Source organism: Microbacterium sp. NPDC087665 (assembly GCF_044743285.1).
Taxonomy (GTDB): domain Bacteria; phylum Actinomycetota; class Actinomycetes; order Actinomycetales; family Microbacteriaceae; genus Microbacterium.
On the sequence record NZ_JBIUWD010000011.1, the window covers coordinates 51,789 to 68,477 of the forward strand.

Here is a 16,689-nt window from a genome sequence, read left to right on the forward strand (position 1 = left end):
AGAACAGGGAAACGACACACTCATGACCATGACTCCCGAGCAGGCCACCTGGTTCCAGGGGACCTTCCACCGTCTCGTCGAGAACATCGACAAGGCGGTCCAGGGCAAGCAGGAGATCGTCGGGCTCGTGCTCTCGGCGATGCTCGCCGAGGGGCACGTGCTGCTGGAGGATGCTCCGGGGACGGGAAAGACGAGCCTCGCCAAGGCGCTCGCCGCGACCGTGCAGGGCACGAGCGCGCGCATCCAGTTCACGCCCGACCTGCTGCCGTCCGACGTCACGGGTGTGACGATCTACGACCAGAAGGAGCACCGGTTCGAGTTCCACCGGGGCCCCATCTTCGCGTCGATCGTGCTCGCCGATGAGATCAACCGCGCGTCGCCCAAGACGCAGTCGGCTCTGCTGGAGGTCATGGAGGAGTCGTGCGTGACGGTCGACGGCGTCACGCACGAGACCGGTCGCCCGTTCCTCGTGATCGCGACGCAGAACCCCATCGAGCAGGCGGGAACGTACAAGCTCCCAGAGGCGCAGCTCGACCGCTTCCTGATCAAGACGTCGATCGGCTACCCCGACCTCGATGTCACCGAGAACATCCTCGCCGGAGCATCCGACCGCAACCCGTCGGCCGGTCTTCCCGCGATCATCACCACGAGCGCCGTCGCCGACATGGCCGACCTCGGAGCATCCGTGCACGTCGAGCCCGCTGTGCTGCGGTACGTCGCGCAGCTCGCCGAGGCGACGCGCACCGACGCGGCGACCCGCCTGGGCGTCTCGGTGCGTGGTGCGCTCGCGATGATCCGCATGGCGAAGGTGTGGGCCGCCGCCCACGGTCGCCACTTCGTGCTCCCCGACGACATCAAGACCCTCGCGCGCCCGGTGTGGCAGCACCGTCTGCTGCTCGACGCCGAGGCCGAGTTCGCGGGCACGAGCAGCGAGACCGTGATCGCCCGTGTGCTCGAGGGCGTGGCAGCACCGCAGGCGCGAACGGCGGCGTGATGACCACGGAGGTTCTTCAGACGGCGGATGCGCCGACGACCCGCGACGCCGGATGGCGTGACGTCGCGGCGGTCATCGGTGCCCGTGTTCTGACGCGCCTCCAACTGGTCGCTCGCGCGATCCGGCCCCTCGCCTGGGTGCTGATGGCGCTGTCCGTGGGTTTCTGGATCCTCGGGCAGATCGCAGGCTGGGCGGAGTTCACGATCGCCGCCGTCGTCATCGCGATCACCGTCGCCCTGTGCGCGCTGTTCCTCATCGGCCGCACGGCGTACGACGTGTCGCTCGATCTCGCCCGCACGCGCGTGGTGGTGGGAGAGCGCGCGGTCGGTGCGCTCACGCTCGCCAACCACGGCACCCGTGCGATCCTGCCGTCTCGAGTCGTGCTGCCCGTCGGCTCGGGCCGCGGAGAGTTCGGCATCCAGCGCCTCGCGCCCGGTGCCGAGGCGGAGGAGCTCTTCGCGATCCCCACGCAGCGGCGCGGCGTCGTGAAGGTGGGGCCCGTGAGCGTCGTGCGCGGCGATCCGCTCGGCCTGTTCGAGCGCGCCCACCGCCGCGACGATCCCGTCGATCTCTTCGTGCACCCGCGCACGATCGTCTTCGACGGGCAGTCGCTCGGCTTCCTGCGCGATCTCGAGGGGATGCCGGCGGCTGACCTGTCGCGCGACGACGTGTCGTTCCACGCCCTGATCGAATACCAGCCCGGCGACGACCTGCGTCACGTGCACTGGAAGTCCACCGCGCGCACCGGCACGATGATGCTGCGTCAGTACGAAGAGACCCGGCGTTCGCACTTCGTGATCGGTCTGTCGCGGTCGAGCGGCGACTACTCCACGGCCGAGGACTTCGAGCTCGCGATCTCGGCCGCGGGGTCGATCGGTCTGCGCGCGATCCGCGACTCCCAGCGCGTCGACATGCGCGTGCAGGGGCGCGAACTGCCGGCCGGCACGGGCAAGCAGCTGCTCGATTCGCTCTCGGGCGTTGAGAACAGCAAGCCGCGCGACGGCGGCATCGCCGATCTCGCCGGCATCCTCGCCCGCACCATGCCCCTCGCGAGCGTCGTGGTGCTCGTGTGCGGGGCGAAGGTACGCGCCGACGACCTGCGGCTCGCGTGCTCGCGGGTGCCGTTCGGCGCGCGAGTGCTCGCCGTCGTCACCGACACCACCGTCTCCTCCCCGGCGCTGCGCCGTATCGGCGACGCAGACGTCGTCACCGTCGGTGCCCTGGAACAGATTCCCCTCGCACTGCAGAAGGTGCTCGCATGACCGCCCTCGCCCCCGAACAAACGACCGTGCCCCTGCGACGGTGGGTGCTCGATCTCGTCGCGACGACCGTGCTCGTCGGTGTCGGACTGATCGGTTTCTGGCCGACGTTCGCCGGCCCGTCGTTCCTGCCGGCCGTCGTTGGCGGTGTGCTGCTCGGTCTCGTGATCGCCGCCGTCACGACGTGGCGTCGCTGGGGCATCCTGATCATCGCGGGGCTGACGGTCGCCGCGTACTTCGTCTTCGGAGGCGCGCTCGCGCTGCCGCAGACGACGATCCTCGGCTTCGTTCCGACCCTCGAGACGCTCGAGAAGCTCGCCGTCGGCACCGTGACGGCGTGGAAGCAGATGCTCACGACTGTGGCTCCGGTCGCCGCCGCCGACGGGCACCTGCTCGTGCCCTTCCTGCTGGCCCTCGTCGCCACGACCGTGACCGCCTCGCTCGCTCTGCGCCTGCCGGTCGTCGCGTGGGCTCTCATCCCCGCCGGCCTTCTGCTGGTGATGGTGATCGCGCTCGGCACCCCCGAGCCCGCGTTCCCGCTGGTGCAGGGTCTGCTCTTCGCCGTCGGCGCCATCGCCTGGCTCGCGCTGCGCCAGCTCTGGGCACCGCAGAACTCGGCCATCTCGGTCGGGCAGATCGATCCGTCGCGTGCGGCGCAGATGCGTCTGCGCCGACTGATCGCCGGAGCCGCGGTGCTGGCGATCGCCGGCGGTGTCGGCGTCGCGAGCTCGGCGATCGCCGCCCCCACCCAGACCCGGCACGTCTTCCGCGATGTGATCATCCCGCCGTTCAACATCCGCGACTATCCGAGCCCGCTGCAGGCGTTCCGCAAGAACGTGCGCGACCAGACCGAGAAGACGCTCTTCACGGTGCAGGGGCTGCCCGAGGGCGCGCGCATCCGCATCGCCGTGATGGACCAGTACGACGGCATGGTCTACAACGTGACCGACGGCGGACCCGATTCCTCGAGTGCGTTCACGCCCCTGCGATCCAACATGTCTCCGGATGCCGAGGGCATCCCCGTCGCGCTGCGCGTCGAGATCAACGAGTACAACGGCGTGTGGCTGCCGGATGCCGGTGCCGTGAACAACATCTCGTTCACGGGAGACCGCGCCGAAGAGCTGCGACGGGGAACGTACTACAACCCCGCGACCGGCACCGCGGTAGCGACGCCGAAGCTCACCGACGGCGACACCTACACGGTCGACACCGTGATGCCGAACGAACTCGACGACGACCAGCTCGCCGATGTCGACTTCGGCAAGGTCGCCCAGCCGAAGCAGAGCAACGTGCCCGAAGAGCTGACGTCGTTGGCGGCCGAGACCGTCGCCGACGCCGAGTCGCCGATCGAGCAGGTGCGTGCGCTCGAGACGATGCTCGCCGTCGGCGGGTTCTTCAGCCATGGCCTCGAGGGCGAGGTGCTCTCGCGCGCCGGCCACACCTCGGAGCGCGTGACGACGCTGCTCGGCGGCGACCAGATGATCGGCGACGACGAACAGTACGCCGTGGCGATGACGCTGCTGGCGCGCGAAGTCGGTATTCCGGCTCGCGTCGTCATGGGGTACTACCCCGACGAAGAGGACAAGGGAGAGGCGACGTTCACCGCCACCGGCGACGACGTGCACGCCTGGGTCGAGGTCAACTTCGACGGTCTCGGCTGGTTGCCCTTCAACCCGACGCCGCCCGAAGACCAGGTGCCGAACGACCAGAACACCAAGCCGCGGGTCGACCCGAAGCCGCAGGTGCTGCAGCCGCCGCCCCCGCCGCAGGAGCCGGTCGACCTTCCGCCGACGCTGCCCGACGACCGCAAGTCCGAAGACGAGACGCTCAACCTGTTCGGCATCCTCGGACTGATCCTCGCGATCGGCGGCATCTCGCTCGCCGTGCTGGCGATCCTCGCCTCGCCGTTCATCGTGATCGGCGCCTGGAAGGCCGCTCGTCGTCGTGCACGCCGAACGGCGGCACGCACCGCCGACCGGATCAGCGGCGGCTGGGACGAACTCACCGACCGCGCCGTCGACTACGGCGCGCGACTGACCCCCGGCGGCACGCGCGTCGAAGAGGCCGCGGTCGTCGCGACCAGCCTGGCCGTGCCGCAGGCCACCGCGCTGGCGGAGCGTGCCGACGCGGAGGTCTTCGGACCCACCGAACCGAGTGACGGCGAGGTCGACGCCTTCTGGGGCGAGGTCGACGCGATCGTCGGCGGCCTCGGCAAGGAGGCCGGCTTCTGGAAGCGCTGGAAGGCGCGGGTGAGCCTGCGTTCCCTGCTCAGCGGAACGGCCGTCTCGCACGGATTCCAGAACCTGAAGGATGCCGCAGCCGCGCGCGTCGGCCGCGAACCTGGCACCATCAAGAGCAAGAACACCACGACAGCCCCCACAGTCGAGAGCGAGACCTCATGACCATGCTCCCGTTCGGTCAGATCGCGCCGATAAACCGGCGTGCGGTCGCCTACCTCATCGATGCCCTGATCGCCGGCGGCCTGGCAATCGTGCTCGGTGTCGTTCTCGTCGTCGCGGCCACCCTGTCGGGGGGACTCGAGGCCATGCTGAGCATCCTGCTCATCGGCGGTCCGATCGTCAGCGTCATCCTGCTCGGCTGGTTCGTCGTCTACACGATCATGCAGACGCGCGCCGGTTCGATCGGCATGCGCGCCCAGGGGCTGCGCCTGGCCGACGAGACGAGCGGCGCCGCTCTCGGGTTCGGCCGCGCGTTGCTGCGCAACATCATCTTCGGCCTCGCCGGCAGCATCGTGGTGGGGTACTTCACGCCGCTGTTCGACGGCACCGGCCGCTTCCAGGGGTGGCACGACAAGGTGTCGAAGTCGGTGATGCTCGATGCGCGCACTTCTCCCGCCGCTCCCGCCGCTCCGGCTGCACCGGCCTCCGCGCCGGCCGCTCAGGCCGCGCAGCCGACCGGAGCCCCCGCCTATCCGGCCGCGTCCGGCGTGCCCGCGGCCCCGGCCATCCCCGGCATCCCGCACCCGTCATCGCAGCCCGGACTCGCCACCCCCGCGCAGCAGTACGCGCCCGCTGCTCCCGCGCAGCCCTGGGCGGCCGCACCCACTCCCACTTCTCCCGCGCAGCCGTACGCAGCCCCTGCTCCCGCGCAGCCGTACACGCCCGCGGAACCCGCTGCTCCCGCGCAGCTGTCCGCGCCGACCGCGTACACGCCGCCCGCCGACGACGACGCGCTGATCGCGTTCGTGCCCGGTGTCACGCAGGATGCTCCGCCCCCGCGTGCGACGCCGGCGCCGCAGCCGGCGGCCGATCTCGATGCCACGGTGCGGCCGGACGATGTCTCGTCGTATGCCGCGCCCGCCGCGCCCGAGGCGCCCGCCTCGCCGTATGCGGCTCCGGCAGCTCCGGTCTCTCCGTACGCGGCGCCCGAGGCTCCAGTCTCTCCGTACGCCGCTCCCGCGGCTCCCGCGGCTCCCGCGGCACCCGCCGCGCCGGCCGCTCCGGTCTCGCCCTACGCCGCACCCGCGGCCCCCGCCTCGCCCTACGCCGTGCCCGTCGTACCGCCCTCGATCCAGCCGGCGCCGATCGTCTCACCCGCACCGGTGATCCCGCCGCTGCCGACGGCATCCGCCCCGGTCGCCGCGTCCGAGCAGGTGTTGCAGGACTCCGACGACCTCGAGAGCACCCGCATCAGCATCCCCGGTCACCGTCTGGTGTTCACGTGGGACGACGGCACCCGCGTCTCGATCTCGCGCCGTACGATCTTCGGCCGCAATCCTGCGCCCGAAGACGGCGCGGTGATCGTGCCGGTGCGCGACGAGACCCTCTCGCTCTCGAAGACGCACTTCGAGGCCGCGGCCGAGCCGTCGGGCGGATGGGTGCTCGATCGGCACTCGACCAACGGCATGACCATCGTGCGTGAGGGAACCCGCATCGCGTGCCCTCCGGGGCAGCGGGTGCCGGTCCGGCTCGGCGACGCGCTCGAGATCGGCGATCGCATCGTCACGATCGGTGGGTACGCATGAGGCCCGCGCTGCTCGTCTCGACGGGGTCGGCGACGCACCCGGGACTCCGCCGCGCCCTCAACGAAGATGCGCATCTCGCGAGCGCCCCGGTGTTCGTCGTCGCCGACGGCATGGGCGGGCACGAAGCGGGTGAGCGTGCGAGCGCGGCGGTGATCGCGGAGTTCTCCGGATGCATCGGCAAGGCGTCGCTCGAACTCGACGACGTGCGGCTCGCGCTCTCGCGGGCGCGGGCGAGCGTCGAAGATCTGTCGACCTCGGGCAACGGCCGGGCGGGCACGACGCTGAGCGGTGTCGTCATCGCGGCGGTCGACGGCATGGGCTACTGGCTGGCGGTCAACATCGGCGACTCGCGCACCTACCGGTTGGCCGATGGTGAACTCGAGCAGATCAGTGTCGACCACTCGGTGGTGCAGGAGCTCATCGAGGCGGGAGAGCTCACGGTCGAGGATGCCGCGACCGATCGTCGCCGCAACATCATCACCCGGGCGATCGGTGCCAGCAGCACCGGCGATGCCGACTACTGGCTGTTCCCCGCCGAGCTGGGCGACCGCATCATGGTGTGCTCCGACGGACTCACCTCCGAAGTGTCGGATGCCCGCATCCGCGAGGTGCTGCAGACCACGCCCGACCCGCAGAAGGCCGCCGATCTGCTGATCGACGATGCCGTGAGCGCGGGCGGGCGAGACAATATCACCGTGGTCATCGTGGATGCCGTCTCCGTCGCGTCGCGGCCAGGCACGCTCCTCGAGACCGATTCCGACATCGACATGGACACGCGTCCGCGTGAATCCGCAGCAGGAGGGGTTCGCTGATGCAGACCATCTACCGACCGGGGCAGTGGTACCTGATCGTCATCCCCGGCGCCCTCGTGGCATTGCCGCCCGATGTGCCGGGCGACGTGGTCGCGCGGCTGTGGGAGCGGATGCCGCAGCAGAAGACCCTGGCGACCGTGGTCGATGTGCTCACCGCGCACGCGGGCGGTTCGTTCTCGTCGCTGCCTCCGTTCGTCGCGGCGGTCGCCGAGGGCTCTGATGTGCGCATCGCGCTGCGCGGAGGCGTCTCGGCCCGGGTGAGCACCGCGACCGAGTCGCGAGAGCTGTCCGGCGCCGAGGTCACGACGTGGAGCGAGCGGTTCGTGGGCGGCGCCTCGCGCATCGAGATCACGGTCGAGTCCGTCGAGGGCGGGGCTGCGCTTCCGGTGCAGAGCGGAATCGTGCGTGCGGCAGCGGTCAGCGCCCAGCTCGAGTCCGGTGACGAGCGTCCGCTCGTGGAATCGCCGGGACCCGCGCCCATCGTCGAAGCGGATGCCGCCGGGGCATCGGCCGCCGTGCTCGCCGGTATGCCGGCACCCATGCTGGCCATCTTCGGAGCATCCGTTCCCGCGCCCGCGGAGGTAACGGCATCCGTGCCCGCTGCCGCCGCGTCCGTGCCCGAGGTCCGTGCGCAGCACGATGCGGATGCCGAGGGGCAGCCGCTCGAGAGCGCCGCAGAGCCGACGACCGACGTCGAGCCGGCGGATGCCGAGATCAGCGAGCCCGAGATCAGCGAGCCGGAGGCCACTGAGCCGGAGAGCGCCGAGCCCGAGACCGACGAACTCGACATCAGCGAGCCCGCAGCCGACGACTCGGCACCTGCCGAGCCCGAGGTCACCGACTCGGAACCGATCCCCACCGTCGACGGCGCCACGCTGCTGCCGACCGAGGTCACGATCGCTCCCGCCCCCGAAGAGGCCGCCGAGGTCGATGACTCGGAGCTGGATCCACTCGACGAGCTGTTCGGCGCCACCGTGCACTCCGTGCCGTCGGTCGCCGCTCCCACGGCACCCCCGCTGCCGACCCCACCGCCCGCGGCGGGCGATCACGACGGCGCGACGATCTCGGCCGCCGAGCTGCGCGCTCTGCGCCAGCAGCCGCCCGTCGACAACGATGCCCCGACCGAGGTGCTGCCGGTGCTGCCGACGGTGCCCGGTGCGACCGGCCGCATCCGCGTCTCGACCGGACAGGTCGTCGCGCTCGATCGCACGGTCATCATCGGGCGTCGCCCGCGGTCGACGCGGGCCAGTGGCGAGAACCTTCCGCACCTCATCGCGGTCGAGAGCCCGCAGCAGGACATCTCGCGCAGCCACCTCGAGATCCGGCCCGAGGGCGACACCGTCGTGGTGATCGACCTTCGCACCACGAACGGATCGACGCTGCTGCGTCCGGGTGCCGATCCGATGCGCCTGCACCCCGGCGAGCAGACGCTCGTGCTCACCGGAGACGTGGTGGATCTCGGCGACGGGGTGACCGTCGCGTTCGAGGATCTGCCGTGACCCGACCCACGTCACCGCCGCCCGCGCTCCCCGGGTTCACCTATCTCGAACCTCTCGGCGCGGGTGGCTTCGCCGACGTCTTCCTGTATGCGCAGGAGATGCCGCGCCGTCGCGTCGCGGTGAAGGTGCTGCTCGCCGACCGCATCTCCAGCACGGCCGCGCAGGAGTTCGCCGACGAGGCGAACGTGATGGCGATGCTGTCGACGCACCCCGCGATCGTCACGATCTACCAGGCCGGTGTCGCCGGCGACGGCCGCCCGTACCTCGTGATGGAGTACTGCCCCCGCCCGAACCTGCAGCTGCGCGCGCGCAAGGAGTCGTTCTCGGTGGCCGAGGCGCTGCGCGTCGGTGTGCAGGTGGCGGGCGCCGTCGAGACCGCGCACCGTGCCGGTGTGCTGCACCGCGACATCAAGCCCGCGAACATCCTCGTCACGGAGTACAACCGCCCGGCGCTGACGGACTTCGGCATCGCCTCGACCACCGGGGCGACGGGCGAGGCATCCGGCATGTCGATCCCGTGGTCTCCGCCCGAGTCGTTCGCCGAGATCCCCCAGAGCGGCCCGCGCACCGACGTGTGGGCGCTCGGGGCGACGCTGTTCACCCTGCTCGCCGGACGCTCGCCGTTCGAGCGGCCGGGCGAGCGCAACTCCAGCGCCGACCTCATCGAGCGCATCGAGCGCGCTGCACTGCCGTCGCTCGGCCGCCCGGATTCGCCCGCGAGCTTGCAGCGCGTGCTCGAGCGCGCGATGGCGAAGAACCCCGACGACCGGTACCCCAGTGCCGTGGCCTTCGCGCGAGCGCTGCAGAAGGTGCAGATCGAGCTGTCGCACTCGGTCACCCCGATCGACATCGTCGACGATCACCCGCAGGAAGACCTCGATGACGACGGCGATGGCCTGACCAGGGTGCGGGAGATCGTCAGCATCGAGCCCGACGCCGCCGCGCACACCCGTCCGTCCGCGACGACCGAGCGCAAGCATCCGTCGACTCCGCTGCCGGATGTCCCGCGCTTCGATCCGCCGCCGCCCGCGAACCCCGTCGACGAGTCGACGCAGATGCGCGTCGCGCCGGTCGGCCCGCCGCCCCCGGCGGAGGACCAGACGATCCGTCGGCCGCCGATGGTGGTGGCGCCCGGTGCACCCGCCTTCGCCCCGGCGGCTCCCGTCGCGCCCCCGGCCTATGCTCCGGATGCCTATGCTGCGGCACCGCCGGTGCCACCCGTCGCCGGGGCATCCGATCCCGCCCGGCCGCGCAGCCGCAAGGGGCTGTGGATCACGCTCGCCGCGGCCGCCGTGGTGCTCGTCGTCGGAGGAATCGTCGGTCTGAACCTGCTGGTCTCGAACATCGAGCCGCCGGAAGTGATCGAGACGACCGAGCCGCAAGACGTGAACTCCGACTTCGTGCCGAAGGTGAAGGAGCTGACCGGCGAACGCACGGGCGATCAGGTCAGCTTCACGTGGACGTACGAAGACCCGAGAGAGGGCGACTCGTTCATCTGGAACGTCGTCGATGTCTCGGGTGCTGTCGACCCTCAGCAGTCCGACGTGCCGCAGGCGCAGTTCGCGGCGGGCTCCGGTACGGTCTGCATCGACGTGATGCTGCGGCGGGATGACGGGCGGGTCTCCGAGCCCGTGCGAGGGTGCGTCGACTGACGCGGCGGAACGGATCATCGGGGGATGGAATCCGCCCCGCACGTAACTGACTAATCTTGACCACAGCCGCAGGCGGCGCGACGAGCACGGGGGAGGCATCCGACGGCATGATCTGGGAGATCGACGAGAAGACGCAGGCGATCGAGGGGCTCGACGCCGCCGGTCGACCCGACCCCGCGTACGCCGCGGCCCTCGGCCTGCTGCGCGCCCCCTTCGGGCGTCGCGCGCTCGCGGCCACGATCGATGCCGTGATCTGGGTGCTGCTGCAGCTGCCGCTCTGGATCGGCGCGGTTCCGCTGCTCATCAAGCTCGCCACCGGGTCGATCTCGACATACGGGTTCATCAACCACCCCGACTTCGTGCTCGCCGTCGTGATGGCCGCGGTCACGCTGCTGCTCAGTCTGGTTTTCCTCGTCGTGCAGCTGATCCTCCAGGGCACCAAGGGTGTGACGATCGGCAAGGCCATCGCAGGCATCCGCACGGTGAATGTGCGCACGCTCGAACGCCCGCGCGTGGGTGCGATCTTCCTGCGCTTCCTGATCGTCGGCGCGGCGGGCATCGTGCCGCTGTTCGGCCCGGCGCTCATCCTGATCTCGCCGACCTTCGATCCCGAGGCACGCGGTCGCGGTCTGCACGACAAGGCCGCGAAGATCTGGCTCGTCGATGTGCGCAATGGTCTCAACCCCTACGACGAGAAGCGCATGCGCGTGGCGCGCAAGGTCGTGAAGGCCGAGCCGACGCCCGAGCGTTCCGCCCTTCCGTCTCTGGCCACGTCCGCTGAGCCGGGCGCCCAGCCCGCATACCGGCCTGGCAGCCGGGTCAGTGCGGGTGTGCTCGGAGTGGCGCGGCCGTACGAGGCGCACGAGCGCCCGACCGTCGGACTCTCGCTGGCCACCCCGGCGGCCGAAGCCGTGCCGAGCGAGGCGGGCAAGCCGGTTCTCGGTGGGTATCGGGTCGCCGACGGCGAGCGTGCGGCCGGAGCGGATGCTGCCGCACACGCCGCCGAGATCGCCGCTGCGATTCCGGAGCCGGCCGAGCCGGTCGCGTTGCCGGCCGTGCCGCGTCCGGCCCCGATGGTCACTCCCGCCCAGCCCGTCACACCGGGTTTCTCCGTGCAACCCGTCACCCCGGTGCCCGCCGCGCAGCCCGCCGTCGCGCCGGTCGCGGCACAGGCGCCTGCTCCCGTGGCGCAGCCCGCGCCCGTCGCTGCTCCTGCGCCTGCGGCGCAGCCGGTGGCGCCGCAGCCCGCGACGCCCGCGGCCCCGCAGCCCGTGACCCGCACGCCCGCGGCACCTCAGCCGACGCCGACGCCGACGCCCACTCCAGCGCCTCGCTTCGAGCTGCGCCTCGACACCGGCGAGAGCATCCTGATCACCGAACCCGTGCTGCTCGGTCGCAACCCCGACGCGGCCGTGCATCCGGGGGCGCGCGCGATTGCGTTGCCTGACGACAGCCGGTCGCTCTCGAAGACCCACATGCTCGTGCGACCCGTCGAGGGCGGGCTCGAGATCACCGATTGCCACTCCACCAACGGGTCGGGGCTGACCCGGGGCGGCACCGACTACAGCGTCACGGCCGGCACGCCCGTCGTGACCACCGATGGCGACACGATCCGGCTCGGCGACCGCACGGCGGCCGTGGTGCGAGTGTGAACGTCTGTGAACGAACGATGATCGTCGCTGGCCTGTTCAGCGAGACCGGGGGACACCAATGAGGCTCAAGCTGACCTTGCATCGTCAGGGCGGAGACCCCGTCGACATCGTCATCAAGACCGACTCCACGGCGACCGCCGGCGATGTGGCGCAGCACGTGGCGGCCGCCGACCCGACCCGGTCGACCCCCGTCGCCGAGGGCGATGTGCTCACTCTGGCCGTCGCTCCGCCCACCGGTGAGCGCCTGGTGCCGTTGCAGCCCGACGTTCCGATCGGCGAGGCTCCGATCGGCTCGGGGTTCGCAGCATCCATCATCAATTACGGCCCCGACTACTCCTTCGGCGGGCAGCGCGACATCGTGGGCGTGCTGGTCGCGATCTCCGGCGCGCTGGTCGGCCAGGAGTTCCCGATCGCCGCGGGCCCCGTGTTCCTGGGCCGTGAAGCGGGCAACGATGTGGTGCTCGCCGACCCGATGGTGTCGAAGCGGCATGCCCGTCTCGAGGTCGGAACGCACATCGAGGTCGTCGACCTGAACTCCGCCAACGGTGTGCTGGTCGATGGGCTCGCGGTTCAGCGCGTGCGCGTCGAAGAGGGTGAGCCGTTCGTGATCGGCGGCACGACTCTGGTGCTGCGCCTGGCGCGCTCCTTCGACGGCTCCGGAACCGACGATCCGATCATCGAGCGCGGCGGCGGACTCATGTTCAACCGCAGCCCGCGCGTCGAGGTGCGCTACCCGGGCACGCTGTTCAAGGTGCCGCGGCTTCCCACCGAGAAGATCGGGCGCATGTTCCCGTGGCCCATCCTGATCGCGCCGATCCTCATGGGCATGGCGTTGTACGCCCTGAACGGCAACCCGCGCTCGCTGCTCATGATCGTGATGACGCCGCTGATGGCGTTCGGCAACATCATCAACCAGGCCGCGCAGAGCAAGAAGGGCGAGAACCACGAGTTCCTGCTCTTCGAGCGGCAGTACGAACAGCTCGAAGAGGACTTCTTCCACGGCAAGCCCGAAGAGGAGCGCGCCCGCAACGCCGAAGCCCCGCCCGTGGCGGAGGTGTTCGATCACGCCATGCGACTCGGGCCGGTGCTGTGGACGAGGCGGCCCGAGCATTGGAACTTCCTCGGGCTGCGGCTGGGTAGCTGCACGCTTCCGGCGCGCAACAAGATCGACGACGCCGAGGCACCCGACGGTCTGCCCGACTTCATCGACCGCGTCGATCGCCTGCGCGAGCGCTACGAGTTCGTCGACGACGTGCCGGTGTTCGAGACGCTGGCGGATGCCGGGTCGATCGGTATCGCGGGCCCGCAGGGTCCGGTGGCCGACACCATGCGCGGCATCGCGGTGCAGCTGTTCGGTCTGCACGCGCCGAACGACGTCGTGGCGGTCGCGTTCGCGGATTCCGCGTGGACTCCCGAGCTGGACTGGCTCAAATGGATGCCGCACACCTCCAGTGAGAAGAGCCCCTTCCAGGACATGGCGCTCGCCGATTCGGCACCCACGGGTGCCGCACTGCTGAGCTCGCTCGAGGAGTACGTCTCCCGCGCGGTCGCATCCAGTGGCGGGGGAGAGCCGCGCGGTCCGTTCAAGGAGGACTGGAACCCGCTGCAGTACGGCACCGACGTGGCGCGCGCGGCATCCGAGCACAAGAGCACGCCCCCGATCTCGGTGATCGTCTTCGTGAGCAGCGATGCGCCCGTCGACCGCGGCCGTCTGACGGACGTGCTCGAGCGCGGCGCCGACCACGGCGTGCATGCGGTGTTCGTCTCGCCGACCGTCGAGTCGCTGCCCGCCGTGTGCCGCAGCTACATCGATGTCACCACCGGGCTCGAAGACGCCCACGTCGGTCTCGTGCGCAACGGCGAGAACTTCGAGCACGTGCGCGTCGAGGGCGTGTCGAACGCGTACATGCAGATGCTCGCGCGCCGTCTCGCTCCGGTCGTCGACGCGAGCACCGTGGTGCACGACTCGTCCGACATCCCCAGCTCCGTCATGTTCCTGCAGTTGGTCGATCCGGCGATCGCCGAAGACCCCCAGGTGGTCATCGAGCGCTGGCGGCAGAACAACACGATCGTCGATCGCAGCACCGCTCCGCGCCCGCGGCTGAAGAAGTCGGGCACGCTGCGCGCGATCATCGGTCAGGGTGCGAGCGACGCGATGGCGCTCGACCTGCGCACCCAGGGGCCGCACGCGCTGGTGGGTGGAACGACCGGTGCCGGTAAGTCCGAGTTCCTGCAGGCGTGGGTGCTGGGCATGGCGGCGGCGCACAGCCCCGACCGCGTCACGTTCCTCTTCGTCGACTACAAGGGTGGTTCCGCGTTCGCCGACTGCGTCGAGCTGCCGCACTGCGTGGGTCTCGTGACCGACCTGAGCCCGCACCTCGTGCGGCGTGCGCTCACCAGCCTCCGGGCCGAGCTGCAGCACCGCGAGCACCTGCTCAACCGCAAGAAGGCGAAGGACCTCCTCGAACTCGAGAAGCGTCAGGACCCGGAGTGCCCGCCGGCGCTGGTGCTGGTGATCGACGAGTTCGCGGCCCTGGCATCCGAGATGCCCGAGTTCGTCGACGGCGTCGTCGACATCGCGCAGCGCGGTCGTTCGCTCGGCATCCACCTGATCATGGCGACCCAGCGTCCCGCCGGTGTCATCAAAGACAACTTGCGCGCCAACACCAACCTCCGCATCGCGCTGCGCATGGCCGACGAGGCCGACTCGCGCGACGTGGTCGACGACGGCATCGCCTCGACCTTCTCGGCCTCGATCCCTGGTCGGGCCATCGCGAAGACCGGGCCCGGCCGCCTCATTCCGTTCCAGTCGGCGTACGCCGGTGGCTGGACCGCCGACGACGAGTCGGCCGCGGCTGATGTGCGCGTGTCCGAGCTGCGCTTCGGTGCCACCGGCGAGTGGGAGCTCGACCGCCCGGCCGAGTCAGACTCGCATCTCGAAGACCTCGGTCCGAACGACCAGAAGCGCATCGTGTCGACGCTCATCAACGCCGCCGACAAGGCGAGGCTCGAGCGGCCACGTCGCCCGTGGCTCGATGACCTGGCGCCGCTCGTCGATCTGAGCGACCTGCCGAACGAGGGCGACACGCGCATCCCGATCGCGATGCTCGATGTGCCCGAGAAGCAGCAGCAGCAGGCGGCGGTGTTCGCCCCCGACCGCGACGGTTCGCTGGTGATCTACGGCACGTCGGGCTCGGGCAAGTCGACGCTGCTCAAGACCATCGCGACCGCTGCCGGCATGCGACCCGACCTCGGCCGCGTGCAGGTGTACTGCCTCGACTTCGCGTCGGGAGCGCTGGGCGCGCTCGCCAACCTGCCGCACGTCGGCTCGGTCGTCGACAGCGCCGATGTCGAGCGCATCCAGCGTCTGCTGCGCACGCTCGACGGCGAGATGGATCGTCGCGCCGCCGCCTTCTCGGCGGCCAGTGCGGCGTCGGTGCAGGAGTACCGCGAGCTGCGTGACCCGCGGATGCCCCGCATTCTGCTGCTCATCGACAACTACCCCGAGTTCAAGAAGGACTGGGAGGTCGCGCCGGGTCGCGGACCGTTCTACCGCATCTTCATGCGCATCCTCGGCGAGGGTCGCACGCTGGGGCTGCACACGGTGATCACCGCCGACCGCGGCAACGCCGTGCCGAGCGCGGTCGCCGCGAACATCTCGCGCCGCGTGGTGCTGCGCATGGGTGACCCGAGCCAGTACATGCTGCTGGGCGCTCCCCGTGACGTGCTCGACGAGCAGTCCGGGCCGGGCCGTGCGGTCGTCGATGGTCACGAGGCGCAGATCGCGGTGCTCGGCGGAACCATGAACGTGGTCGAGCAGACCAAGGCGCTCGCCGTGCTCGGCGAACGACTCCGTAAAGAGGGCGTGCGCGATCTCCCCGAGATCGGTGCGCTGCCCACGATGGTTCCGGCCGACGAGATGCCGGCGCAGGTCGACGGGATGCCCGTGTTCGGTGTCGCCGATGACACGCTCGCCCCGCACGGCTTCGAGCCGATCGGTTCGTTCGTGATCTCGGGTCCGCCGGCATCCGGTCGCACGAACGCGCTGCGCGCGCTCGTCGTCGCGATGGAACGATTCGACCCGAACATGCGCATGTACCACTTCGGCAATCGTCGCGCCGAGCTCAAGGACTTCCGTCCGTGGACGCGCAGCGCCATCCGCCCCGAAGACCAGAAGGACCTCGCGACCGAACTGTCCGAGCTGGTCGTGAGCGAGGCGACCGGCGGGCGCATCCTGATCGTCATCGAAGACATGCCGCACCTGGCCGACGGCCCCGCCGATCGCCCGATGCGCGCCCTGCTGCAGGCGATGAACAACAGTGATCATCTGCTCATCGGCGAGGCCGAGATCAGCCGCGCGAGCGGCAGCATCGGCGTGCTGGGCGAGTGGAAGACGGGCCGTCAGGGCATCGTGCTCAAGCCCGACACGTACGACGGCGAGGCGATCTTCAAGACCGCGTTCGGTCGCGTCAAGCGGTCGGACTTCCCGGTCGGTCGTGGCATCTTCGTGCAAGCCGGGCGGGCAGTCACCATGCAGATGCCGTTCGTGCCGGAGGCTCCGGCCAACGGGTGATCGCACGGGGAGCGGTGCATGGGTACCTCTCGGGGCTGCGACCCGGTCTCACGGCCGGGTCGCAGCCCTTTTCGTAGGCCCTGTCTGCCGGATGCCGTGCCGTGGGGAGTGCTACCCATGGTGTGGATAACCTCTCGCTACCTACAGTCTGTGTAGGAGGTGTTGCGATGGGGATGATGTTGCCGAACGAGCTGATCTGGGTGATGGAGAAGCTCGGTTTTGATTGGCCGGATATCGATGAGGATGAGCTTCGTCGTGGTTCG

General features: G+C 70.3%; 9 protein-coding genes. All 9 read left to right on the forward strand.

What is annotated here, in order from left to right; all coding sequences use genetic code 11:
- The first annotated feature begins 22 nt into the window (after positions 1 to 22).
- Genes ACIOSY_RS17665 through ACIOSY_RS17705 form a run of 9 tightly spaced genes read left to right on the forward strand, consistent with a single transcriptional unit; the run spans position 23 to position 16,426 of the window.
- Positions 23 to 994 carry an AAA family ATPase gene (locus ACIOSY_RS17665; RefSeq protein ID WP_400855508.1) on the forward strand — a complete coding sequence of 324 codons (972 nt, stop codon included), beginning with the start codon at positions 23 to 25 and terminating at the stop codon, positions 992 to 994.
- Complete coding sequence (locus ACIOSY_RS17670; RefSeq protein ID WP_400855509.1) at positions 994 to 2,256, forward strand: DUF58 domain-containing protein; 1,263 nt, start codon at positions 994 to 996, stop codon at positions 2,254 to 2,256. Before ACIOSY_RS17665 ends, ACIOSY_RS17670 begins: the two co-directional genes overlap by 1 nt.
- A complete protein-coding gene (locus tag ACIOSY_RS17675) occupies positions 2,253 to 4,655 on the forward strand; it encodes a transglutaminaseTgpA domain-containing protein (protein ID WP_400855511.1) in 2,403 nt (800 codons plus the stop codon). Before ACIOSY_RS17670 ends, ACIOSY_RS17675 begins: the two co-directional genes overlap by 4 nt.
- Positions 4,652 to 6,238: an RDD family protein gene (locus ACIOSY_RS17680; RefSeq protein WP_400855512.1), complete on the forward strand. Its 1,587-nt coding sequence runs from the start codon at positions 4,652 to 4,654 to the stop codon at positions 6,236 to 6,238. Before ACIOSY_RS17675 ends, ACIOSY_RS17680 begins: the two co-directional genes overlap by 4 nt.
- Complete coding sequence (locus ACIOSY_RS17685) at positions 6,235 to 7,050, forward strand: PP2C family protein-serine/threonine phosphatase (RefSeq protein ID WP_400855514.1); 816 nt, start codon at positions 6,235 to 6,237, stop codon at positions 7,048 to 7,050. The genes ACIOSY_RS17680 and ACIOSY_RS17685 overlap by 4 nt, the downstream gene beginning before the upstream one ends.
- Entirely contained in the window at positions 7,050 to 8,549 is a 1,500-nt protein-coding gene (locus ACIOSY_RS17690) for an FHA domain-containing protein (protein WP_400855515.1), read from the forward strand. The genes ACIOSY_RS17685 and ACIOSY_RS17690 overlap by 1 nt, the downstream gene beginning before the upstream one ends.
- Positions 8,546 to 10,201, forward strand: coding sequence for a serine/threonine-protein kinase (locus ACIOSY_RS17695; RefSeq protein ID WP_400855517.1), 1,656 nt, complete (start codon positions 8,546 to 8,548; stop codon positions 10,199 to 10,201). Before ACIOSY_RS17690 ends, ACIOSY_RS17695 begins: the two co-directional genes overlap by 4 nt.
- Before the next feature lie 56 nt (positions 10,202 to 10,257).
- On the forward strand, positions 10,258 to 11,853 hold the full coding sequence (locus ACIOSY_RS17700) for an RDD family protein (protein WP_400855518.1): 1,596 nt from the start codon (positions 10,258 to 10,260) through the stop codon (positions 11,851 to 11,853).
- Positions 11,854 to 11,911: 58 nt separating this feature from the next.
- A complete protein-coding gene (locus ACIOSY_RS17705; protein WP_400855519.1) occupies positions 11,912 to 16,426 on the forward strand; it encodes an FtsK/SpoIIIE domain-containing protein in 4,515 nt (1,504 codons plus the stop codon).
- Positions 16,427 to 16,689 lie beyond the last annotated feature (263 nt).

Bases quoted from the DNA above. Each gene is read 5' to 3' on its own strand.
- ACIOSY_RS17665 (WP_400855508.1), top strand. From the start codon at position 23: ATGACCATGACTCCCGAGCAGGCCACCTGGTTCCAGGGGACCTTCCAC.
- ACIOSY_RS17690 (WP_400855515.1), top strand. From the start codon at position 7,050: ATGCAGACCATCTACCGACCGGGGCAGTGGTACCTGATCGTCATCCCC.
- ACIOSY_RS17670 (WP_400855509.1), top strand. From the start codon at position 994: ATGACCACGGAGGTTCTTCAGACGGCGGATGCGCCGACGACCCGCGAC.
- ACIOSY_RS17675 (WP_400855511.1), top strand. From the start codon at position 2,253: ATGACCGCCCTCGCCCCCGAACAAACGACCGTGCCCCTGCGACGGTGG.
- ACIOSY_RS17680 (WP_400855512.1), top strand. From the start codon at position 4,652: ATGACCATGCTCCCGTTCGGTCAGATCGCGCCGATAAACCGGCGTGCG.
- ACIOSY_RS17705 (WP_400855519.1), top strand. From the start codon at position 11,912: ATGAGGCTCAAGCTGACCTTGCATCGTCAGGGCGGAGACCCCGTCGAC.
- ACIOSY_RS17685 (WP_400855514.1), top strand. From the start codon at position 6,235: ATGAGGCCCGCGCTGCTCGTCTCGACGGGGTCGGCGACGCACCCGGGA.